A 22,416-nucleotide genomic window follows, 5' to 3' on the forward strand; every position below is an offset into this window, starting at 1 on the left:
GGAGATGAAAGAATAAAGAAACGAAATGTATTTTCTATTATATGGAAAACTGAAAAATACGAAACCTTTAACTGATTCCTTTACTAGTAGATGTATATGGTCTCCAAAGCGTCGTTTGACAATCATTCATAAAAGAATGTTGTAGCATTTAGCTCTATCTCTTATTGGAGCAAATCACACCGTATAGCTAAGGAGCAGTCTGCTGCTAGGGTAGCTATTTTTTATAATTCATACATATCAAAATTCCTAATTAATGTTAGTTCGAGAGTGCATGGTCGATGGAATTACGATATAAAAGTAGTTTAAAGAATAGAAAGAATTGACAAAATAGCTTTGAAAAGGGGAAGTTTTACTTGATAATGATTATCATTATCGTATAATAGGGGAGGAAGGAAATAATAAGCATTTTTATAAGATAAAAAGTATACAGTAATGGTTGTAGTTCAGCTGATGCCGCAGCCCAATTGTTGAGATAGGAAATAAAATAAATGAAAGGTGTGTTAAGTATTGTTTGAACAAGAATTGTATGATGTAACGATCATTGGTGGAGGACCAGCAGGATTATATTCTAGCTTTTATTGTGGCTTACGTGAAATGAAGACGAAGCTAATTGAATCACAGCCGCAGCTAGGGGGAAAAATCCACGTTTACCCAGAGAAAATGATTTGGGACATTGGGGGCGTTACGCCGATTTCAGGTGGCCAACTCATTAAGCAGTTAGTAGAGCAAGCCTTAACATTTAATCCCTCTATTTATACAGATGAAAAGGTATTATCAATTGCTAAAAACGAAGAGGGCATTTTTGTTATTACAGCCGAGTCTGGGAATATTCATTATTCAAGAACGGTCATAGTTGCTATTGGTGGAGGCATCCTTAATCCTCAAAAAATAGAGATTGAGGGAGCTGAACGATTTGAGGTATCTAATTTAAATTATACTATCAAATCCTATGAAAAATTTAAAAATAAAGCGGTCATTATTTCTGGTGGCGGTAATACAGCTGTAGATTGGGCACTAGAGTTAATGGAAGTGGCGTCAAAGGTCTATTTAACGTATCGAAAAGATCAATTGTCTGCACATGAGGCTCAAATTACGGAGCTTACGAATAGTGCCATTGAATGCCATTATAATTCTGAAATTACAAAATTAATGGCAGATGATCAAGAAGGAATGATTAAAGCAATTGCTTTAACGAATCATGAAACTGGTACTGTAACGGAAATTCCTATCGATGAAGTTGTCATCAGTCATGGTTATGTACGTGATAAGGAACTATTAGATAATAGTCCATTAGCAATTGAACGTAAAAACGATTATTTCATTGCTGGTACTATAAATAGTGAATCATCTATTCCGGGACTTTATGCGGCAGGAGATATTTTGCACCATGATGGCAAAATCCATTTAATTGCAGCAGCTTTTCATGATGCATTGCATGCAGTTAATAGTGCGAAGAAGTATATTCAGCCAGATGCTTCTAATGGCGGTATTGTATCCTCCCATAATGATATTTTCAAACAACGTAATCGCAAGCTATTACAGGAAAGCTTAAAATAATCAATCTTAGGAGCACTCATGCATTTTAGGTGTTCCTTTCTTGTTGTTTTAAAACATGTTATAGGAAGGGAGCTATTCAGTATAAATACACAAGAAATTATAGAATTCTATACAATGGCACCTTTAACATTTACGTCTGTCACTACTGAACAAATTTCTTCAGAAATGGTTGCTGAAACTGACAGGTCAATGGAAAATGTAGCTAGACTAATCTTCCCAATCAATGGGATAGGTGACGTAAAAATAGAAGGCACTAATTATCGTATAAAAAAAGGACGGATCCTCCATGTTGGTCCGAATTTTCCGATTCAATTCATGGCTGCAAATGGAGCCAAATTAGAATATGTAGTGATTTACTTTCACCTTTCTGATGGAGAACAGCCTAAATTTCCACTTTTTAATAGTCATTTTCCTTTACAGGTAGTAGAGCATATGAAATTAATGAACCTAGTGCAGCAATTAATCGAAACAAATCAAAAGGGTAGTCATTTATCATTTCTTCAATCTAAAGTACTTTTTTTAAATATTTTAGAGGAAATAATTTTATTGATGAAGGTGAAAGACTATCAAAACATAGCTTCCATTTTGACGTATATACAAGAAAACTTTACAAAGAATATTACTGTGAATGATATAGCTAATGAATATAATTTGGACCGTAGAAAATTGTGCTATGTATTTGAAAAAAGAATGGGTGTCAGTCCTCTTGTTTATTTAACTGATTTACGTATACAAAAATCGAAAATGCTATTAAGGTCATCTGATTTTTCTATAAAGGAAATAGCTGATCGAGTAGGTTATACAGATTATTTTTATTTTAGTCGTGTATTTAAAAAGGTGACAGGTTTATCACCTAGTATTTTCCGCAAACAGATGAATTAACAAACACTCGATGAAAATATTACATTCATTGGGTGTTTTTTGTATAGAACGAACATAGCTTTCTCTTTTTTGGACAACCTAAGGAAAAATACTGACATGGTGGGGTGATGATCATGAAAATAGAGAGGTCGTCAGAATGGGAAGAAGGCTTTATCAATCGCGTCAATGATCTTGAACAATGGCATAGCTGGACATTATATAAGATGAATTATGATATTGTAAAAATGAAATTAATCCCTGACTTCACAGGTCTACAAGCTACAAAGTATTTACCAAATTTAAAACCTCTTGCACATCAGCTAGAAGCAGCTCAAACAGTCATTGAACGCATGAATGGAAAAGCCATTTTAGCAGATGAAGTAGGTCTTGGTAAAACAATTGAAGCGGGTTTGATTTTAAAGGAATACCTGTTAAGAGGCCTTGTGAAAAAAGCGTTAATATTGGCGCCAGCTTCTCTTATTAATCAATGGATTGAAGAGTTAAATTTAAAATTTCATATACCTGCTGTCGCTTATAAAAAAAATTGTCCAATAGAGCGCTATGACGTCATTATCATGAGTATGGATACGGCGAAGAAGAGCCCTCATAGGGAACGTATTTATGAGCAGGATTACGATATGATTATTATTGATGAGGCCCATAAATTAAAAAATAATAAAACACAAATTTATGAGTTCGTCCAAGGATTAAAGAAAAAGTTTTGCTTATTATTAACTGCCACTCCTATACAAAATGATGTTTTCGAATTATATTATTTAATTTCCTTATTAAAACCAGGACATCTGGGGAACTATGATACCTTCCAATCGGCCTTTTCAGCCAGTAAGCATCATCTAGAACATGATGATTATTTGAAGGAATTGGTCAATCAGGTGATGGTGAGAAATCGAAGAGAAGATACAGGTATTGAATGGACTAATCGTTGCGTTCAAATTGTGCCGATTACATTTACGGAAGAAGAAAGAGAAGTTTACGATCTCCTTGGCTCTCTCGAAAACAAAGGATCTTTTGCATTAATTACTTTGCAGAAGGAAATGTGTAGTAGCAAGGAAGCTACAGCATTAACATTAACAAATATGCTGAAGGAGCATGGACAATCGCAAGAAATGGAAGACATTTTAGCCAATCTAATGGCCTTAGAAGTGAATTCTAAAGCAGAAAAGACGATTGAGATTATTGAACAGGCGAAGGATAAGGTTATTATTTTTACAGAATATCGTGCAACTCAAATCTACTTACAATGGTATTTACATTCCAAAGGTATTACGAGTGTATTGTTTAACGGTAAATTTAATAAAAGTAAACGAGATTATATGAAGCATTTATTCAAAGAAAGAGCACAAGTACTCATTGCCACAGAGGCTGGTGGAGAGGGAATAAATCTTCAATTTTGTCATCATGTCATCAATTATGATTTACCATGGAATCCTATGAAGCTAGAGCAACGCATTGGTCGTGTCCACCGTTTAGGGCAGGAGCATGATGTTCACATATATAATCTTGCTATTGAAAATACCATTGAAGAAAAAATCTTAGAATTACTTCATACCAAAATCGATGTGTTTGAAAAAGTGGTAGGTGATTTAGATGCCATTTTAACAAACTTAAAAAAATCAGTATGAGGTAAGGAGGGAAACTATGTATCCGCAGCAAGTTCATGAGTATTTAAAGGGATTTTTCGCCGAAAATGAATGCCCTATTTTAGGGGAAGAGGATCATTCTTTGACTGTGCAGTTGACAGTAGATATTGATAAAAGAATTATGAATAGACCATTTTATTGGCAATATATAGAGGCTACTAATAGTGAACCAAACCCGGCTCAAGTGACCTTTATTACAGATCAGACAGCTATGGCCGGTAACTTGTTTGGTGAAGTTATTCATTATGGCTCACCACGGTTAAATCAGCTTTTTCATGCGACAGGAGAACTAGGTGCCTATGTCCAATTATTTGAAAAAGTGGATCATGCAATGGGGCAGGTTATCCTTACTCCATGGCTAGGTGTTAATTTTAAAGTTTCCTATTGCTGTGATCGGACAAAAGAAATGATGTATTCATTTGGTATTAATTTATTAACTGGTGTTATCAAGGAGGATTTTCATGAAACGATTTATGCCTCAGATTTTGACACCGAACCAGCAGAGAATGTTTTTCATGTTCAATATATAATTAAACCAGCACGTGCTCTTGAAAGATTAAATGCAGCAGTGGAATCCATTATTGAAAAGGATGATCATTCGTGGGCCATTGAAGCGCAAAAGAGATGGCAACGTGATCAACGAGTATTGGATTATTTTTATGAGGATGTAGAGGATAAACCGGAATGTTACGAAATTGAAAGAAAAGCATTAGAGGAGCAATACGAATCTAAAATTAAAATTGACATTATTAATGGAGGATTATTTTATCTCTTTTAAATGAGGAGCTGTCCCTAATAAGACAGCTCCATTTTTTAATTGTCTTCCACCAGGCTTTGTAGCTGCGCCAATTTATTGTCCCAAAATAAATGAAAGTATTGGAGCCAATCCTCAATTTCCTTTAAACGCTCACTATGCAAAGTGTATATCTTTTCGCGACCCTTTTTTTGAGCAGAGACAAGCTCTGCCTGTTCTAATATTTTCAAGTGCTTTACGACAGCTGTTCGACTAATCGCAAAATGCTCTGAAATATTAGAGATAGGTCTATTACTAGATGCAAGTAGCTTTAAAACATTTCTTCTTGTAGGATCTGCAATTGCCTGAAAAACGTCATATTTAATTGCTTCTTTGATCATTAGGCTTCTGCAATTTCTTTTAATTTATGGTGGATGATCATTGTCCAGCCGCCATCCATTTTTGTGCGAATGGCTTCAGTAGCAGCGTTAGCTTTAGGAATAATATGTGAAGCTTCCTTCCAGCCACCATGTGTTAAAGTAAATTCTGTTTGTTCTCCGACTTCTTTTAGCTCAAAAGTAACGAACCAACCATCCTCATCCCAAGAAAATCTTAGAAAATGTGGCGCATCTACACGCTCAACTTTACAGGGTGATGGACCAAACGGCGATTGAATCGTAAATTCAAGTCCCTCAATAGGTTGAAAATCATTGGGCATAAACCAAGAAGCAATTTTTTCTGCAGTTGCTACCGTATCCCACACCTTTTCTATAGGTGCATTAAGTGTAATTGTTTTAACAATATCGGGTAATTTTCCGCTCATGTGTCAATCTCCTTTATAGATAAAATGTAACCAATAGGTGTTATGAATATATAACACCTATTGGTTGTATGTCAATGTCAAAAGAAAAAAAATTAGTATCTTTCTGTAAGGAAGGACATATGCTACAATTATTTTTATAATTTTCTGACAGAAAGTAGGGGAGCAAAATGGTGAACATCTCTGTTTTCTTAGTTATGTGCATTTTACTCATAATTTTACCTGGTCCAGATACAGCTATCGCGACAAAAAATACCCTGACTGTAAGTAGAAAAGGAGGCTTGCAGACTATTTTAGGGTCTTGCGGTGGTTTATTGATTCATACGTGCGCAGCTGTCATTGGGCTTTCCGCTATCATTGTGAAATCAGCTTATGTGTTTGCTGCATTAAAGTATATTGGTGCAGTTTACTTATGTTATTTAGGTATTAAAACATTGTGGACCTTACGGACAATTCGCTCTCAATCACCCGAAGTGCAGAATGAAGCTAATATGGATCATAAGTATTCACATGAATCATGCTTTAAGCAAGGGTTCCTCACTAATGTGACGAATCCGAAGGTGGCTGTATTTTTCCTAACATTTCTTCCTCAATTTGTGGATGGAACGAGTGGAACATTCCTACCGTTTTTAATCATGGGATTAATATATACAGCTTTAACGATGTTATGGTTTGTATTGTATGTCTATCTATTAGATCGCATTAGTGCATTTATGAAAAGGCCAACTACTAAGGCAGTAATCGAAGGTTTGACGGGTGCGGTGTTAATTGGTTTCGGCATTAAATTAGCATTGGAAAAGGCCCACTAATATTCAATACACCACTATATTTAGATGTAAAAATCTAATGATAGGTGGTGTATTTTCTTGTTGAAGAGGTGTGTGAAAAATAAAGGAATATCTTCTGAATGACAGTTGTAGTTTTAGGGCACTTATTTTTTCTAGAAGGATTACCATAGATGAAGAAGAATTAATTATTATAAGAGAATTTTGCTGAGGCTTTCATCAAAAAGAAAAAATGGGGAAGATATTTATGGAATTACGAGATTTAAAAGCATTTATGTCTGTTGTCGAGCATGGAAGCTTTACGAAGGCTGCGAATGAATCATTTGTATCTCAGCCTACATTAAGTAAAAGCATAAAAAAATTAGAAGATACATTGCATGTAGAATTATTGAATAGATCTACACGCAATGTCGAGCTAACAGATGCAGGCAGTATTGTCTTTAAACAGGGGCAAAAAATCATGCGATCCGTTCAAGACCTGCACATTTTACTAGATGATTTATTAAATATAAAGACAGGCTCCATCAAGCTAGGGATTCCACCTTTAATTGGGACATTATTTTTTCCTAAAATGGCTAGGGAATTTCACCAACAATATCCTGACGTGCATTTGGAGCTTGTTGAACGAGGTGCAAAAACGGTTGGTACGTTAGTAGAAAACGGTGATGTTGATATGGGGATTGTCGTATTACCGACGGATGAAAGGAAGTTTTCGGTTCAGCCATTTGTAGAAGATCAATTTTATGTATTTATAAATGAATTACACCCATTAGCTAAGTTTAACGAAATACAATTGCAGGATTTAAAAAATGAAACCTTTATTATTTTTGCTGAGGAGTTCGCTTTACATGATTATGTGATTAAATCATGTGAAAGTGTTGGATTTTCACCAGATATAGGCTATAAAAGTTCACAGTGGGATTTGATAGTTGAACTGGTATCATCAAATTTAGGGATAACATTACTGCCATATTCTATTGCTGCTAAGCAAACAAATACTAATGTCAAAATGATTCCCTTAGCAAATTTTGACATGCCTTGGCGTTTGGGGATTATCACCAAAAAAAATACATATCAATCGTATGCCTTAAAACAGTTACTTAATACGATACGTAAGTGAGAAATATAGCGATTTATTCTATTTTGGAATAAGTGGTATTCTAATTAATTCCTTTACTTGTAAAATGTTAATAAGGTAGAATTTTTCTTAATAAACGAGCAATTTTAGGGGGTTTCGAGATGGAGGATGGGAAAGTGTGGGGTTCATTTGAAGAAGCGGTTGCTGATATTAAGGATGGAGATATGATAGCAGTAGGAGGCTTTGGTCTATGCGGTATACCAGAAAAGGCTATTGCAGCTTTAGTGCAAAAGGGCACCAAGGATTTAACAGTAGTCAGTAATAACTGCGGTGTAGATGATTGGGGCTTAGGCTTACTATTAGCGAATAAGCAAATAAAAAAAATGGTTGCCTCTTATGTCGGTGAGAATAAAATTTTTGAGCAACAATTTTTAAGTGGTGAGTTAGAGGTAGAGTTAACACCTCAAGGAACACTTGCTGAGCGCCTACGTGCAGGAGGAGCAGGGATTCCAGGGTTTTATACAGCTACTGGAGTTGGTACGCCCATTGCTGAAGGAAAAGAAGTAAAGGTTTTTGATGGGAAAGACTATATATTAGAAAATGGAATTACTGCTGATTTTGCTCTAGTTAAAGCATGGAAAGCAGATAAGCTAGGTAATTTAGTGTACAGAAAAACATCACGTAACTTTAATCCGCTAGCTGCGATGGCAGGTAAAATTACCATTGCTGAAGTTGAAGAAATTGTAGAAGTTGGCGAGTTAGACCCAGATCATATCCATACACCAGGAGTTTTCGTTCAACGTGTTTTATTGGGGGAAAATTATGAGAAACGTATTGAGCGTTTGACAGTGAAAAAGGGGGAAGCGTGATGGCTGATACAAGACAAAGAATCGTAAATAGAGCAGTAAAAGAAATTCAAAATGGCATGAATGTAAATTTAGGTATTGGCATTCCAACTTTAGTTGCCAATGCTATTCCAGCCGATTATGAAGTACTTTTACAATCAGAGAACGGATTGCTTGGCATCGGCCCCTATCCAGTTGTAGATGACGTAGATCCCGATTTAATTAATGCTGGGAAAGAAACTGTAACAGCTATGCCGGGTGCCTCATTTTTTGATAGTGCAGAATCATTTGCTATGATTCGCGGTGGTCATATTGACCTTGCTATTTTAGGCGGTATGGAAGTTTCAGAGAACGGAGATCTGGCAAATTGGATGATTCCAGGGAAAATGGTCAAAGGAATGGGGGGCGCCATGGACCTTGTAGTAGGAGCAAAAAGAGTCATCGTCGTTATGGAGCATGTTAATAAAAACGGTAAATCCAAAATTAAAAAACAATGTGAACTCCCATTAACAGGTAAAGGTGTTGTCCACCGGTTAATTACAGACTTAGCTGTATTTGATTTTACTAAAGATGGGATGCAGCTTATTGAATTAGCAGAAGGCGTTACTTTAGAGGAAGTAAAAGCAAAGACTGCGGCTTCGTTTCATGTAGCTTTAGCACAATAATTTCAGACTTAGGACTGTTTTCAACTTGGTTGTATCATCCTATACTCGTTTAAAAAGGGAGAATTTCGGATGGACCAACAATGGACAAATGAACTAGCAGTTGCACAGGTAAGAGTAGCAAGGCCAACAGATCAATTAGAAGAAATTGAACGATTTTATTGTGATGGCATAGGATTAAAGAAAATTGGTTCTTTTTCAGGGCATCGTGGCTATACAGGAATAATGATTGGTCTTCCAAATGCACACTATCATTTGGAATTTACAGAACATGTTGAAGGGAGCCCTTGTCCTGCTCCAAGTAAGGACAATCTGTTAGTGCTCTATATTCCAAATAAAGAAACCATTCATAGCATTGCTAAACGCTTATCACGAATGGGGTACCCGGAGGTAGAGCCTGAAAATCCATATTGGATGCAGAAGGGTATTACTATTGAGGACCCTGATGGCTGGCGCCTTGTATTAATGAATACAGAGGGCATTTAAAAAGAAAAAGGAATGCACGAGCTATAATGGTAGTCTCGTGTTTTTTTTGTCTGAATAAATACCCTGCATAGTATATAATTTATAAGGGGGGTATTTATATATGCAACGAATTAAAACTTTGGATAGTTGGAGAAAAGTGTTAGAACAATCTCACGAAATGCCATGTCTTGTCTTAAAATTTAGTCTGACATGTATAAGTAGCATTTCAGCTTTAAAAGAGTTCAAAGCATTAGCGACAGAATTACCTAAATATGTAGTCATTGTCCAAAAGGAACGTGATGTTTCCAACGCCATAGAATGTGATCTACAGGTAAAGCACGAATCACCGCAGTTTATAATTTTGCAGGGTGGTAAAGGAACTTGGCAAGCAACCCACTACAAAATAAAACAGTCTCTGTTAGCGGAGGGACTTAGCCTGTATATGAAATGAACAAAAAAGATACCCCTCCATACGTGTAGGGGTATCTTTTGTTTCGATAAAATTAATCCTCTAAAGCTTCACTTTCATGATAATTCGTTGCGGTTGACTCGATATCAACCTGTAAATAATTGGCCCAATCTACTTTATGATAATCCTCTTCACTAAAATAAATATTCAATACTTCGGTCATAGTTTTATCTCCATCTGGTTCAGTAAGTGGAGCATACCAAGTAACAGCAGGTGTCTTTACATCTTTCAGCTTCGACAAATCAGCAAAAATTTTAGTGGAGTCCTTCAGCATCTGACTTTTCGAACCTTCTGTCACATCCGTATCCTGTATTGATATTGTGACAACACCTTTGGATTCTTCAACCGTAAACTCATTTTTAACAATTGCTCCGACAATATCTTCAACGGAAGTGTTTTGATCTACTGCGACCTCTTTTGGATCGTCACTCTTTCCGCAAGCTGTTAGTAGCAGTGAAGCAAATACCATTACATACATTAACTTTTTCAATATCATTACCTCCCTTGTTACTCCATATATGCGCAAAATGGATGGGAATTATACAAAATATGAGAAGGTTGTATGTACTTTTTAAAACTAGGATTTAAAACGTTAGATGAACGTGGCTTTTTAAGGAATTTATTAGAAATAGGATATTTAAAATTGAAGATATAGGAGGTGAGTAGAGCAAATACGTATGGGGGATTTAGAATGCATTTTTCATAAATAAAAAAGCACCTTAACCATATTGGCTAAGGTGCTGTAAAAGTAAATGTAATATAAAAAGCCGCGTATGCCGTAGTTATTATAGAAAGTTTTAAACCACCACTCCTCAAAGTGGGTGTTCGCAGAAGTTTTCCTGCTTATCCTCATGCACCGTAGTGTGAGGCCCGTCATTCCAACTCCAATAATAAAACTCCCTTTTACAGCTTAAAGGTTAAAACTTAATATTATACGAACAATGCAGCCTTTATGGATATATTAAAGCATGATCGACAAACATGCAAGTAAGATGATTGCTTGAAATAAGTCAATGGGCAGGTGTTCCAAATTATGCAATACGTAGCGACAACTGCCTTTAGAAATGAACTGGAGCTTCATATTATTTTCACAAGTACGAACAAAAAATACGAACAACCTTTGCTTATTATGGACGACTATGTAAAGATAGGAACATATAGAGGATTTATCTAGTAAAAAAGTAAAGGGAGGAAGCAGAAATGTCAGCTTATCCAAATTGTCCAAAATGTAATTCTGAATACACATATGAGGATGGAACGAATTATGTATGTCCTGAATGTGCGCATGAGTGGAGCATGGACGCAACGGAATCAGAAACAGATGAACTTATTGTCAAAGATGCAAATGGTAATCTGTTAGCTGATGGTGATTCAGTTACGGTTATTAAGGACCTAAAGGTAAAGGGGAGTTCTTCCACTTTAAAAATAGGAACGAAGGTAAAAAGCATTCGCCTTGTAGAAGGGGATCATAATATTGACTGTAAAATTGATGGCTTTGGTGCTATGAAATTAAAGTCAGAATTTGTGAAAAAAGCATAGTACAGTGAAAAAGCGTCTAAACATTAGTTTATGTTTCGGCGCTTTTTTGTATTAGTATTTATTTTAAAAATTCTGCGTAATAAAATGGCAAAGGCCGCACCTACTAAGGCAAAAATCGTATGTAAGAGAGCGATATAGCCTGCTCCCATCAAAAGTGCCCCAAATTCTGTAAAGGAGTAGGTGGTAATATAGAGCTCATTAGTAAGGTTGTCGATAATCGCCCAAACAAATACAGGCACAGAGCTAATGATAAAAACAATCCAAATGTTTTTATAAAAAAGGTAAGACAGACAACCGAAAATAGCATACGAAATGACAAAGCCCATTTGATTGCCAAGTAACGATGAATTAATGGCAAACATGAAAGAAAGTACAATAAATATAAGATGAAAAAAAGATAACGTTTGTTTCATCGGTATGTATTCTTTTTGAATTGGTTTTGAGCTAAAGAGCTGCTGGCAGTGCGAACAACTTGCTAAATGCTGCTCTACATATATTAATGTTGGTACTTGAAGCATTTGTTTCTTATATAACGGTAATAAATCTTCTACAATTGGGCAATCTTCTGACAAAACTCTCCCTCCATTCAATCACCTTTCATTATACGATTTTTTTAGAGGAAATAAAAAAAGCCTTCCTGAACTTTTCATTCGGAAAACTTGTACATGCACCTGACTATTTGGCTGTTAGTACTTCATTTGTTAATGCTTGAATATCAATATGGGTTTTCTCCTGTACGGCGTCTTTTAATATTTCAGTGCGAAAATAATGGACAGTTGCTTCAAGTGGAATGGCTAAAAGCTTAGATAAGGCATTTTGATACATATAGACGAATTCTTTATCAGTATTGCCACGCTTTAATTCTGCAAAAGCTTCGTAAAATTGGTCCAGCTTATCTGCAAATTCAAGTAAACGTCCTTCTATCGTATTATCCTTGCCTTCTTTCATGCGTTCAAAGAAAATGGCCTGGAATTCTTCTGGGATTTCATTGCTAATAAACTTTTCCATCATCTTTTCTTCCACATGCGCTAGCATTTGCTTGAGCTCGGGACTAGCATGTTTTACTGGGGTTTTAATGTCACCAATAAAAACTTCAGCAAAGTCATGATTAATTGTTTTTTCATATAAAGACTTCCAATCAATCCTTTCGCCATTCATTTCTTCTAATGTCGCGAAGAACATCGCATATTGTGATACTTTCCAGGAATGGGCTGCCACATTATGTTCTTCAAATTTGAATCGCCCAGGGCAACGAATAATTCGTTCTAAATCATTGAGGCTTGTAAAAAATTGATGAATTCCTATAAAAATCACTCCTTTTGTTCTATAAGTGCATGTTACTATAAACAATACCCTCTTTGTGAGATTTTCAAACAATTTAACAATGATTCAATTTGTGTTTACAAAGGGTTCACAATTACCGAATAAGCAGAAGAAGGTTGAATGCTATAATGTAGGGGACTGATGAAAAGGGGAGTACACATCATGTTTTCCATTTATACGCTTCTTCTTTATATACATATTTTAAGTGCAGTTCTTTCGATTGGGCCATTGTTCGTTGTGTTAACGATTGTAAAAAAAATGCGTACAGCTTCAAATGGTGAAATGCCACCATATATAGAATCTTTTAAAGGGGCTATAGCCATTGTCAAACATTCAGGACATGTACTTGTAGTTTCAGGTATTTTACTAATGTGGCATGCCGGTTACCATTGGAGTACTTCGTGGATTGTTCTCACTTTCCTCGTGATGCTTGCATCCATTGTATTTTTAGCTAGAGCGTTTAAACCAACATTACGGACTTTTAATACACCAGCTTATAATCACCAACGATTTGTTGCTCTATTACAGCGCAAGACGTGGATGTACATTTTGCTATTGCTCATTATGTTATGGCTAATGGTGGCAAAGCCAATTGTTTGGTAACGAGTCTTTTATTATTGAAAAATCGCACCCCGAGGAGTGCGATTTTTTTAGTTCACTAAACGTTTGAAATAGCTTTTTCGTATCCATAAATAACTGATGAGGAACAGTACAAAGAAACAACAAGAACTGGCAATGGAAACTTGTAAAAATGCTGTAGAGACCATTGTACGCATAGCTAATAAAATAGTGAGTAATAGCAAAATTGCTATTGTGAAGGGTACAAATATAAGAATGGCCAATTCCTTAGCAATTACGGAGGATAATTCTTTTTTAGACAGTCCTAGCTTACGAATGCCCATATATTTTTCTTTTTCCTGTAACAATGTTGTTTGTAAATAGAAGTAAAGTATACTCATGGCTGCACTTAAGAAAATTAAACTTAACATAGAGCCAATGAAGAACATAACGCTTTTAACAAACATTTCTGTATCATATAAGTTGATTTTGGATGTAACGTAACGTTCACCAGGTAAGGATGGTATGTCTTCAGTAATGGTCTTTGCCAATTCGGTATGTGCTGTCCAATTGTCTAATTCATAAATATAGGTTTTATAAACAGGGTAGTCAATCGACTGATAAATAGAATCTGGCACAATAAAGTAAGTTTCCTGGAACCCTGTAGATAGTAGGTTCTTTTCGTTAATTTCAGCGAGTTTGAATGATTTTATATAACGGTCACTAGCATTGTTGGTTATCGGTGCTATACCATGATTCCCAGCAACGGCGATAAATTCATTTTCATTAAGGCTGTTTTCCTTTTGCTGTAGCAGGCTGTAATCAGATAATGACATATAGCCAAGGCGTAGATTCTCATCTGATTTAAATTCAATAAAATACTTGTTCGTTTTTACTGTTGCTAGCTTCGTTTCAAGATTGTCTAAATCCTCCTTTATTAAACTGTCTTCAGCTTTTGGGTCCGCAATATATTGAAAGCTATACGGATAATTTCCTTCACTATCTTTTTGAACATTGTAATAAGAGCTAAACAAAATGCTTGTACATAGAAATACGCCACTTAACAATATGGTAATTAGAAATAGCATATTTGCATGAGATTTCATTTTTGCATTTAAATTTGACGCTAGAAGCATATTTGTTTTGCGAAGGTAAGCAGGAGACTTCTCAAATATTTTCAGAAATAGACGTAAGCCTTGAGCAATGACTAAATAAATCGTACTAAGAATGCTAACGAAAAATAATAAATAATAAAGAACACTTAAAGACTCTACAATGGCATGTTCAATCTTTAGTAAACAAGCTAAAATGGCGGTCATCATAATGCTAGCAGCTAATAAAATATAATGTGGTCGAATTGATTTTTCGATAACAGTATCAGATTTTAAAAGCTGTATGGAGGCTTCTTTATTAATAAATTTAGTGACGACTTTGGAAATTACTATAAATAAGATTAAAAACAACCCTATCGTTAAACCAATTGCTTGTAGAGGTATATACATACTAAATGTTTCTGCTTTTAACACTACTTTAGCAGCCATTAAGAACAGGGGAGTCATGACAAGACCGAGAACGATTGCTGCAATAATCGCCATAATTCCAATGAATAGGTTTTCGCGGAATATTAGCTTTCGTACTTGTTTCATGGAAGCCCCTGTAATCATGAAAATGGCAAGAGTTTTGGTCTTTTTGCGTAAAAATGCCATGATCGAATAGGTGATATAAAGAAATGAAAATAAATAAACAAGCATACTGGCAAGCATTAATGAAATGCCAAGTGTTGAGTCAGGATCTAGGCTTTTTAAGCTGGGATGAAAGACGATTACAGAAAATAAAAAGAATATAATGATGGAAAACATACTGCTCAGAAAATAAGACACATATGTCCATTTATCTCGTAAAATATTTTGGATAACAATGTGGTTAAAGGTCATGTTGCCCACCACCTAGAAAAGCAAGAGTGTCCATAATTTCTTGATAAAATTGCTTACGATTGTTGCCCCGATGTATTTCATTATATAATTTGCCATCCTTGATGAATATAATACGATTGGCAAAGCTTGCTACGTAAGGATCATGTGTCACCATGAGAATGGCAGTTTGTAGTTCCTGATTGATGGAGGTGAATAAGTCCATCACATCATTGACGGCTTTTGAGTCCAGATTCCCTGTAGGCTCATCTGCTAATAACAAGCTTGGTTCATGGATAACAGCACGAGCAATAGCTACTCGTTGCTTTTGCCCACCTGAAATTTCATAAATGCGTTTCGGTAAAAGCTCCTCAATTCCAAGAAATTGCGCTACATGCTTTAAACGTTGACGCATTTTGGCGCTAGGTATGCTATCTAATGTTAGCGGCAATAAAATATTTTCCTTTACCGTTAAAGTATGAACAAGATTAAAATCCTGAAAAACAAAGCCTAATTCAGAACGTCTAAATTTTGCAAGTTCCTCATCATTTAAAACATAAGGATTTCTATTATTAATAACAATATCTCCAGCAGTGGGGCGATCAATGGTGGATACACTATTTAGAAATGTTGTTTTGCCACTTCCGGAGGGCCCCATGACCGCTACAAACTCCTGTTGCTGTAACTGGAAGTCAATGCCGTTTAATGCCTTGTAGGTAATCTCCCCGATATATTCTTTCTGCAAATTGGTCACTTGAAGAATGGTGTTTCCCAACTTGGAACAACTCCTTTAAATTGATTTGATAGCTTTAGTATAAAAAAGGAGCGATCAATAACCCATTTCGTTTGATGACGGGAATATGACAAAGTTGTCATATTCATTTTTTAAGACTGCTTGAGAAATTGATGGAAAACATAGTGTGATCATATGAGGATTGCAATGTGAAGGGATGGCCTAGTATAGTTAAAACCTTTTTCACTAAAAATAATCCTATGCCTGTTGCCTCTCCATTTGTTCGTCCTTTTTTGCCCGTATAAAACAAATCAAAGACACGAGAAATTTCGCTAGTAGGGATTGTCTCACCACGGTTATCTATGTGCAAAATGTCGTTGTCATAATAAATATGGATAGTGCTTGCTACTTCACTGTATTTGACAGCATTATTTAGTACTTGATAAAGGACAACCTTTAACCATTTACGATCGGAGTAAATCAGAGGATCTTCTGCCAGCGTTAATTTTGGGAAAACTTCTTTTGTAATAAAATAATCTTTCAAATCATTCACGACTTCTTTTACAAGCTCTTTTAAAACAATAGGCTCAATTTTTAAATCAGTTACTAAATTTGAACTACGCTCATACGTTAATAGTTGATTGAGTGTAAATGTCAGTTTATCACATTCTTTACTAATTGTTTGCCATTGCTGTAATTCATTAGAAGTTTTGATGGAAGCTGATTGAGTAAGTAATTGAATGACAGATAACGGCGTTTTCATTTGATGTGCAAAATGTGATAATACGAGATGCTTTTCCTCCGCTTGCTCCTCTAATTGTTGCTGTTGCGTTAAATGTAAATATTGCATTTGTCTTAGTTTTTCACTATAGGCTTGTTCAATTGAAGCTTGGGGCTCATACAGATGAAGGTCGTCCTTTGATAGATCATCTTTTTCTAAGTGTGTATATAGTTGTCTTCTTCGGTAATAACGGCCTACAAGCCAAAGGATAAACAGAAAGCTAACGAGAAAAATAAAATAAAAATAATGCGATGTTAAATCATCCAATGCTTGAATCATCCAGGGTAAAAGTAGGAAGCTTATACCATAAAGAATAATAATACTCATATGATCTTTAAAAAACAGCTTCATTTTCCTTCCTCCACAAGTTGATAACCTAGACCACGAATGGTTTTAATTTCAAGCTGAGAGTGGATAGCTTCGAATTTTCTACGTAGTCGACCAATGTTCACAGTTAATGTGTTTTCCTCCACAAAGGTTTCATCATCCCATATAGCACTTAATAGTTTTTGGCGAGCTACAACATTTGGGTAGGCTTCGAATAATAGTTTACTGAGTTGCATTTCTTTTAATGTTAGGAGGCTCTCATTGCTACCTGTTTGGAGACGGACTGTGTCTGGGTTTAATGTAGTATTGCCTATTGTAATGGTAGATGTATCAAAGGAAGCATACTCACCATATGTACGACGAAGTAAACCATTCACTTTTGCCATAAAGACATCTAGTGAAAATGGTTTAGTAATAAAGTCATCAGCGCCATTTTCGATACCATATACTTGATCGATATCATTGACTCTAGCTGAGACAATAATGATGGGACAAATGGAAAGCTGACGAATTTTACGTGACCAAAAATATCCATCAAAGGTTGGAAGATTAATATCCATAATGACTAAATGTGGTTGGATATCATTGAACTCTTCTATTATGTGCTGAAACTGTTGCACTGTATGGCATTCAAACTGATATTTCGATAAATGTTCGACAATCAGTGAAGCTATATTGCTATCGTCCTCTACTATGTATATCTTGTACATTTCTCTCGACTCCTTCCTTCGCTCTTTACTTTATAATGTACCCTTTTCCATAAATCTATAGAAGAATTGTACCTTGGAATATCAAAAAAGAGCTACCACAAACTTACTTAAAGCTTTTTTAGATAAATTTCCTGTTAGACCTTTAGAATTATAAAGAATACTTTAAGTGTGAATATAAAGAACTAAGTACCGTGTATGCATTCTTTGAATTCAAGCGCTTTTCTCAATGAAGTAAAAAATACCCAGCTGTTAAGTTTTCTTTAAGAAGTATGACGTATGATGGTTGAATAGATATATTAAAGTTTAAGTTAAAACATAGATAAGATTTAACGAAAAAATCATCTCAATGGGAGAAATGATCTATTGTGGGTAAATTCAAGTTAAAGTTATCATTTCTTATTGTTTGTATGACAATAATGGTTGTACTGGCGACATCTAGTGTTAGTATTTGGAGTAGCTATCAAAGTTTTAATGAAATTTTGATGGAAAATAATTATGTTATGAAAGATAAATACGTAAAGGGATCTTCGGCAATTGAAGGCGGCTATCTAGAGGACTCGGTCCATGAAGATATTACATTAGAACCATTTATGGAACAAGTTGCTGCAAATGAAAAGGCTATTCCTTTGAGCCTGTTTTTTAAAAAGGTTATTGTCCCTATCGTTTTAGTCATTGCTGTAATATTGGTGCTCGCTATATGGCTAGCATTAAAAATAGTACGCCCCCTAAATGAGCTTTCGACCATGATAGAAGTTGGCGAAAACGGGCAGGGGAACGAACATATTGCTGATTGGTATTATGAAGCAAAGTTGCTGAAAAAAAACGTACAAAATATGATGATTTGCGCAGAAAGTAAAATTATTGATTTAACGGATCAATTAAATTTAGACTCATTAACAGGTATTCCGAATCGCAGAATAATGGATCAAACTCTCCATGAATTAATTATTAATAAAGTTCCGCATGCAGTCATCTTAATTGATCTAGATGATTTTAAAAGTATAAACGATACGTATGGTCATACCGTAGGGGATGAAGTATTAAAAGCTTTCGCTCATCATATGCAGCTCAATATAGAGGAGCAAGGTATGTGCTTCAGATATGGTGGAGAAGAGTTTATGATTATTTTGCCTTCAAGGAGTATAGATGAAGCGGTAGAACTTGCAGAAAGGTTGCGGGTTAAACAGGCCTTACAGGAAACTGCGTGTGGTAGACCCGTTACAATGTCCGCCGGAATTACTGCTTTTACACCAAATGTTCAGAGCCCAAATCAATTGATAGAAATTGCAGATCATGCTCTGTATAAAGCAAAACAGTCGGGAAGAAATTGTTTATGTGTAGTACGGAATATGAGACAAATGATTATTAAATCATGAGTAAAAGCATGCTGGCTTTCTACACTAGCATGCTTTTTTGTCGTCACTCTTGTTCGGCAATGGTTTGAAAAAGAGTTGTTGTTTCCTGCATAGGCAAAACATTTAACTCAGACAATAGAGTACGTTTAAAAGAACGGTAAATTTTTATAGCCTCTGCTCGGTTCCCAATATTAGCATAGTGCTGGATTAATTGCTGGACAGCTTGATCAGAATATGGATTTAACTCTAAAGCTATAAGTAACGAACGTTCTAGATAATTGACATCCTGAACTTGTTCATAATAATGGGCTAGTTCATTCAGTAATTGAGTAAATAATTTATTCATCAAATTTGCTTTACTAGCTATCCATGGGTAGGCCATCGTAGCCATAAATTCTCCACGATAATCTTGAAGAAGTGCTTCAGCCCTTTCGATATCCAATTTTCCAGTTTGTTCTTTTTTATTCAAAATAATCTCTAAATCATTAGCGTCACTTTGAATATGGTCTAATGTTAAAATATAACATCCGTTCGTATATTCGATTACCTTTAAAAAGCCATATGCTGAAAGGGAGGAGCGAAGGTATGAGACAGTGGTATGCAGTTGAACCCTCGCTTTATTAAAATCCGTATAACTCCACAGATTATCAATAATAGTGTCACGAGGCACAGGGGTATTAAGATGTAAAAACAGTAATGCAAACAATTCTTTCGTTTTAATAGTCCGCCAATGAAGTGGTTTTCCTTCATAGGAAACAACAAATTCTCCGAAGCATTGTATTTTTAGCAATGGCTCTGAATGAGATAGTGTTGGCAATGACATTATTTTTGGCTGAAGAAGTTCTTCAATCCTATGAATAGTCGTCGCTAAGCGAGATGTTGAAACAGGCTTTAACAGGTAATCAATTGAATGTAGTTCAAAGGCTTGGACAGCATAGTCTCGATAGGCAGTAACAAAAACAATATAGATGCTCTCATTCCACGATTTTAATAATTCTGCAATGTCTAATCCATTCATACTTGGCATTTCAACATCTAGAAATGCTACTTGAAAGTCCAAAATCGGCCCCTCTATAAGGAGATCTTTTACAGATGTAAAAGTTTTAATAACCTCAATCCTATCAAATTTTTGCAAGTGTTTTTCCATACGAACAAGTGCTAAAGGCTCATCGTCCATCAATATCGCCCGAATCAAAATAAAAACACGACCTTTCATTTCAGTCTAGAGGTTATTAGATTGAGATATCTATCCTTTATATGGATGTGTTGGCCTTGCTGCTGAGGTAAATTGTTTAGTAATTGTATGCAGCAGACGTATTTAGTTTCCATGCTTGTTGCCCACGCGTATCTTCACGATTTGCAAAAGTTTTTGGATTAATTCTCAAATTTTCATGTTATCTTTTTCTTCTTTTATGGCCTTTAAATAGTAAATATCTAATATAAAAAATACTAGTCTAAACGATGGTTTTTTTCCATCTAATTGGACAATTTGCTAAAAAAATAATCGGAATTGTATAATTTTCCGTTTTTATAGTAATAATTCCTAATATCAGGCAGACAGTCCTGAGTTATTAATTTGCAAGCTTATTGTTGCTTACATACTAGATTATTTGACTCTAGCGTGCTATCAGCAGACTTGCAAAAAATAATAAAATATTGGAGGTATTACTAAACATGAAGAAGAAAGCTTTAGCTTTAGCAGTAACATTGACCGTTGGTTTGAGCCTATATGCCAGTCCTTCCTCTGCGAAAGACAATTCCGGCAATATTCTATGGGCACTCCCTCAAATTTATAATTTAACCGTTGGAGAGTTTCAACAATTGGCAGAAATGGATTCTTTTTGGTTTTATCCAGAGCAAGATTTAGTGAAGGACACATCCAATACAGAAAAAACATTGGAAGATGAATATGTCATTAAAGGCGGTGACACATTATTTTCAATCGCACGTAAAAACGATATAACAGTAGATGAATTAAAAGCATGGAATCACCTTGCTACAGATTTGATTTTTGCTGGTGAATCTTTAGCTATAAAAGCTTCCGCAGCTAAACCAAAACCTAAAACATCCGAAGCAGCTACAACAAGGGTTGCTTCAACAGCAAAAACGAAACCTGCGAGCGCTCCGTCAAGTGGATCTGGTAGAACGTTAACAATGCGTGCTACTGCCTATACAGCCTATTGTGAAGGATGCTCAGGAATTACTGCGAATGGAACGGATATTCGATCCAATCCAAACTTAAAGGTAATTGCGGTTGATCCTCGTGTCATCCCGCTTGGTTCAAAGGTATGGGTTGAAGGGTATGGTGAAGCGATTGCAGCTGACACAGGCGGAGCTATTAAGGGCAATAAAATTGATGTCTTTATACCTACCGAGGGACAAGCTCTTCAATGGGGCGTCAAAACAGTAACCGTTAAGATTTTAGACTAAATCATGAAGGGATTTCTCGTTGGAGAGGTCCCTTTTGTTCATGTAATAACCTCGGTAAAATTAATAAGAAGTGAATAAGTATTGATTAACTTGGAAACCATCAGAAATAGAGGAGGTATTTCATGAAAAAAATAAGCTTAATTAGCCTTTCTTTATTAGTTTTAGTTGGTGGTTGTAGTTTCTTTGATAAGAAAGAAGAAAAAGTACAAGTTAATGCGTCATCCCCCTTAACAGCTACTGCAAAAGTAATTGGTGCAAATAACGAAAGTTATGGGAATGCGTATTTTCAGGAAGAAGATAATGGTGTTATGATGACACTGGCATTATCAGGTCTACCACCAGGTACACATGGAATTCATATTCATGAAGTAGGGAAGTGTGAGCCCCCTAAGTTTGAATCGGCTGGTGCGCACTTTAATCCGACCAAAAAAGAGCATGGTAAGTTAAATCCAAATGGTTATCATTTAGGGGATTTACCAAATTTAGAGGTTGATGACGATGGCAATGTTGATTTGAATTTCTTAGCAGAAGGGCTAACATTACAAAAAGATCAACCAAATTCTTTGTTAGATAGTGACGGAAGTTCAATTGTTATTCATGAATCAGCAGATGACTATAAAACAGATCCAGCAGGTAATTCTGGTGCAAGAATTGCTTGTGGCGTTATTCAATAGAAGAGTAACTGTATCCAATCATCATTGGATGCAGTTTTTTTAGTTATCATAATTTATATGCACTTTTTATACGGTTTTGAATTTAGAAATTAAATGTTTTTTATAGATAAATAAAGGTTAATTAAATAATAAACTATTTT

Annotated in this window: 26 protein-coding genes and 1 other RNA gene; 16 read left to right on the forward strand and 11 right to left on the reverse strand. The window is 35.5% G+C overall.

The window, feature by feature from the left end; translation table 11 throughout:
* The first annotated feature begins 507 nt into the window (after positions 1 to 507).
* The 4 genes from MKY88_RS01595 (at position 508) to MKY88_RS01610 (ending at position 4,857) form a co-directional block, all read left to right on the forward strand.
* Positions 508 to 1,557 (forward strand): NAD(P)/FAD-dependent oxidoreductase, encoded by a 1,050-nt coding sequence (locus MKY88_RS01595; RefSeq protein ID WP_193830758.1) that lies wholly within the window; start codon positions 508 to 510, stop codon positions 1,555 to 1,557.
* 114 nt (positions 1,558 to 1,671) lie between these two features.
* Positions 1,672 to 2,439 carry a helix-turn-helix domain-containing protein gene (locus tag MKY88_RS01600; protein ID WP_328205289.1) on the forward strand — a complete coding sequence of 256 codons (768 nt, stop codon included), beginning with the start codon at positions 1,672 to 1,674 and terminating at the stop codon, positions 2,437 to 2,439.
* 107 nt (positions 2,440 to 2,546) lie between these two features.
* Entirely contained in the window at positions 2,547 to 4,061 is a 1,515-nt protein-coding gene (locus tag MKY88_RS01605; protein WP_340812871.1) for a DEAD/DEAH box helicase, read from the forward strand.
* A 16-nt stretch (positions 4,062 to 4,077) separates the two neighbouring features.
* Positions 4,078 to 4,857: a YqhG family protein gene (locus MKY88_RS01610; RefSeq protein WP_193830761.1), complete on the forward strand. Its 780-nt coding sequence runs from the start codon at positions 4,078 to 4,080 to the stop codon at positions 4,855 to 4,857.
* Positions 4,858 to 4,892: 35 nt separating this feature from the next.
* On the opposite strand, the gene MKY88_RS01615 is transcribed toward MKY88_RS01610, so the two are convergent.
* Together MKY88_RS01615 and MKY88_RS01620 are read right to left on the reverse strand one after the other, a co-directional pair.
* Positions 4,893 to 5,213, reverse strand: a complete 321-nt coding sequence (locus MKY88_RS01615; RefSeq protein WP_193830762.1) for an ArsR/SmtB family transcription factor — start codon at positions 5,211 to 5,213, stop codon at positions 4,893 to 4,895.
* The gene (locus MKY88_RS01620; protein WP_193830763.1) at positions 5,213 to 5,635 is read right to left on the reverse strand and encodes an SRPBCC family protein; all 423 of its coding nucleotides are present in this window, start codon (positions 5,633 to 5,635) and stop codon (positions 5,213 to 5,215) included. Before MKY88_RS01620 ends, MKY88_RS01615 begins: the two co-directional genes overlap by 1 nt.
* A 167-nt stretch (positions 5,636 to 5,802) precedes the next feature.
* On the opposite strand from MKY88_RS01620, the gene MKY88_RS01625 reads away from it, so the two are divergent.
* The 6 genes from MKY88_RS01625 (at position 5,803) to ytxJ (ending at position 9,918) form a co-directional block, all read left to right on the forward strand.
* Complete coding sequence (locus tag MKY88_RS01625) at positions 5,803 to 6,441, forward strand: LysE family translocator (RefSeq protein WP_193830764.1); 639 nt, start codon at positions 5,803 to 5,805, stop codon at positions 6,439 to 6,441.
* 223 nt (positions 6,442 to 6,664) lie between these two features.
* The gene (locus MKY88_RS01630; protein WP_328205286.1) at positions 6,665 to 7,537 is read left to right on the forward strand and encodes a LysR family transcriptional regulator; all 873 of its coding nucleotides are present in this window, start codon (positions 6,665 to 6,667) and stop codon (positions 7,535 to 7,537) included.
* 119 nt (positions 7,538 to 7,656) lie between these two features.
* Entirely contained in the window at positions 7,657 to 8,364 is a 708-nt protein-coding gene (locus tag MKY88_RS01635) for a CoA transferase subunit A (RefSeq protein ID WP_328205284.1), read from the forward strand.
* On the forward strand, positions 8,364 to 9,005 hold the full coding sequence (locus MKY88_RS01640; RefSeq protein ID WP_340812872.1) for a 3-oxoacid CoA-transferase subunit B: 642 nt from the start codon (positions 8,364 to 8,366) through the stop codon (positions 9,003 to 9,005). Before MKY88_RS01635 ends, MKY88_RS01640 begins: the two co-directional genes overlap by 1 nt.
* A 69-nt stretch (positions 9,006 to 9,074) precedes the next feature.
* Positions 9,075 to 9,488, forward strand: coding sequence for a VOC family protein (locus MKY88_RS01645; protein WP_193830768.1), 414 nt, complete (start codon positions 9,075 to 9,077; stop codon positions 9,486 to 9,488).
* Positions 9,489 to 9,588: 100 nt separating this feature from the next.
* Complete coding sequence (gene ytxJ / locus MKY88_RS01650; RefSeq protein WP_193830769.1) at positions 9,589 to 9,918, forward strand: bacillithiol system redox-active protein YtxJ; 330 nt, start codon at positions 9,589 to 9,591, stop codon at positions 9,916 to 9,918.
* A gap of 52 nt (positions 9,919 to 9,970) precedes the next feature.
* Here ytxJ and MKY88_RS01655 read toward each other — a convergent pair whose 3' ends face one another.
* Positions 9,971 to 10,432 carry a hypothetical protein gene (locus MKY88_RS01655; protein ID WP_029986952.1) on the reverse strand — a complete coding sequence of 154 codons (462 nt, stop codon included), beginning with the start codon at positions 10,430 to 10,432 and terminating at the stop codon, positions 9,971 to 9,973.
* Positions 10,433 to 10,696: 264 nt separating this feature from the next.
* Positions 10,697 to 10,889: non-coding RNA, 6S RNA (gene ssrS, locus MKY88_RS01660), on the reverse strand.
* Between the two features lie 80 nt (positions 10,890 to 10,969).
* Between ssrS and MKY88_RS01665 the strand changes: the two genes are divergently transcribed.
* Complete coding sequence (locus tag MKY88_RS01665; RefSeq protein ID WP_328205278.1) at positions 10,970 to 11,110, forward strand: hypothetical protein; 141 nt, start codon at positions 10,970 to 10,972, stop codon at positions 11,108 to 11,110.
* Between the two features lie 26 nt (positions 11,111 to 11,136).
* The gene (locus MKY88_RS01670; protein ID WP_193830771.1) at positions 11,137 to 11,475 is read left to right on the forward strand and encodes a zinc ribbon domain-containing protein YjdM; all 339 of its coding nucleotides are present in this window, start codon (positions 11,137 to 11,139) and stop codon (positions 11,473 to 11,475) included.
* 23 nt (positions 11,476 to 11,498) lie between these two features.
* Here MKY88_RS01670 and MKY88_RS01675 read toward each other — a convergent pair whose 3' ends face one another.
* A complete protein-coding gene (locus MKY88_RS01675; RefSeq protein ID WP_258269817.1) occupies positions 11,499 to 12,047 on the reverse strand; it encodes a zf-HC2 domain-containing protein in 549 nt (182 codons plus the stop codon).
* A 103-nt stretch (positions 12,048 to 12,150) separates the two neighbouring features.
* Entirely contained in the window at positions 12,151 to 12,789 is a 639-nt protein-coding gene (locus MKY88_RS01680; RefSeq protein WP_175422971.1) for a YfbR-like 5'-deoxynucleotidase, read from the reverse strand.
* Positions 12,790 to 12,960: 171 nt separating this feature from the next.
* Here MKY88_RS01680 and MKY88_RS01685 point away from each other — a divergent pair, with 171 nt between their 5' ends.
* On the forward strand, positions 12,961 to 13,401 hold the full coding sequence (locus tag MKY88_RS01685) for a DUF2269 family protein (RefSeq protein ID WP_025115556.1): 441 nt from the start codon (positions 12,961 to 12,963) through the stop codon (positions 13,399 to 13,401).
* Positions 13,402 to 13,448: 47 nt separating this feature from the next.
* Here the strand turns inward: MKY88_RS01685 and MKY88_RS01690 are convergent, their stop codons facing one another.
* The 4 genes from MKY88_RS01690 to MKY88_RS01705 all read right to left on the reverse strand — a co-directional run bounded on the left by MKY88_RS01690 (position 13,449) and on the right by MKY88_RS01705 (position 17,817).
* The gene (locus MKY88_RS01690; protein ID WP_340812873.1) at positions 13,449 to 15,290 is read right to left on the reverse strand and encodes an FtsX-like permease family protein; all 1,842 of its coding nucleotides are present in this window, start codon (positions 15,288 to 15,290) and stop codon (positions 13,449 to 13,451) included.
* Complete coding sequence (locus tag MKY88_RS01695) at positions 15,280 to 16,041, reverse strand: ABC transporter ATP-binding protein (protein ID WP_258269814.1); 762 nt, start codon at positions 16,039 to 16,041, stop codon at positions 15,280 to 15,282. Before MKY88_RS01695 ends, MKY88_RS01690 begins: the two co-directional genes overlap by 11 nt.
* A 103-nt stretch (positions 16,042 to 16,144) precedes the next feature.
* Positions 16,145 to 17,131: a sensor histidine kinase gene (locus MKY88_RS01700; protein WP_340812874.1), complete on the reverse strand. Its 987-nt coding sequence runs from the start codon at positions 17,129 to 17,131 to the stop codon at positions 16,145 to 16,147.
* Positions 17,128 to 17,817 (reverse strand): response regulator transcription factor, encoded by a 690-nt coding sequence (locus MKY88_RS01705; RefSeq protein WP_340812875.1) that lies wholly within the window; start codon positions 17,815 to 17,817, stop codon positions 17,128 to 17,130. Before MKY88_RS01705 ends, MKY88_RS01700 begins: the two co-directional genes overlap by 4 nt.
* A 365-nt stretch (positions 17,818 to 18,182) precedes the next feature.
* On the opposite strand from MKY88_RS01705, the gene MKY88_RS01710 reads away from it, so the two are divergent.
* Positions 18,183 to 19,193, forward strand: coding sequence for a GGDEF domain-containing protein (locus MKY88_RS01710; protein WP_258269811.1), 1,011 nt, complete (start codon positions 18,183 to 18,185; stop codon positions 19,191 to 19,193).
* A 43-nt stretch (positions 19,194 to 19,236) separates the two neighbouring features.
* Here the strand turns inward: MKY88_RS01710 and MKY88_RS01715 are convergent, their stop codons facing one another.
* On the reverse strand, positions 19,237 to 20,367 hold the full coding sequence (locus MKY88_RS01715) for a response regulator (RefSeq protein ID WP_258269810.1): 1,131 nt from the start codon (positions 20,365 to 20,367) through the stop codon (positions 19,237 to 19,239).
* A gap of 479 nt (positions 20,368 to 20,846) precedes the next feature.
* Here MKY88_RS01715 and MKY88_RS01720 point away from each other — a divergent pair, with 479 nt between their 5' ends.
* A complete protein-coding gene (locus tag MKY88_RS01720) occupies positions 20,847 to 21,602 on the forward strand; it encodes a 3D domain-containing protein (protein WP_193830778.1) in 756 nt (251 codons plus the stop codon).
* Positions 21,603 to 21,724: 122 nt separating this feature from the next.
* Complete coding sequence (locus MKY88_RS01725) at positions 21,725 to 22,276, forward strand: superoxide dismutase family protein (RefSeq protein WP_069479848.1); 552 nt, start codon at positions 21,725 to 21,727, stop codon at positions 22,274 to 22,276.
* The last annotated feature ends 140 nt before the right edge of the window (positions 22,277 to 22,416 follow it).

The organism is Lysinibacillus sp. FSL R7-0073 (assembly GCF_038009065.1).
In the GTDB taxonomy this organism is placed as follows: domain Bacteria; phylum Bacillota; class Bacilli; order Bacillales_A; family Planococcaceae; genus Lysinibacillus; species Lysinibacillus fusiformis.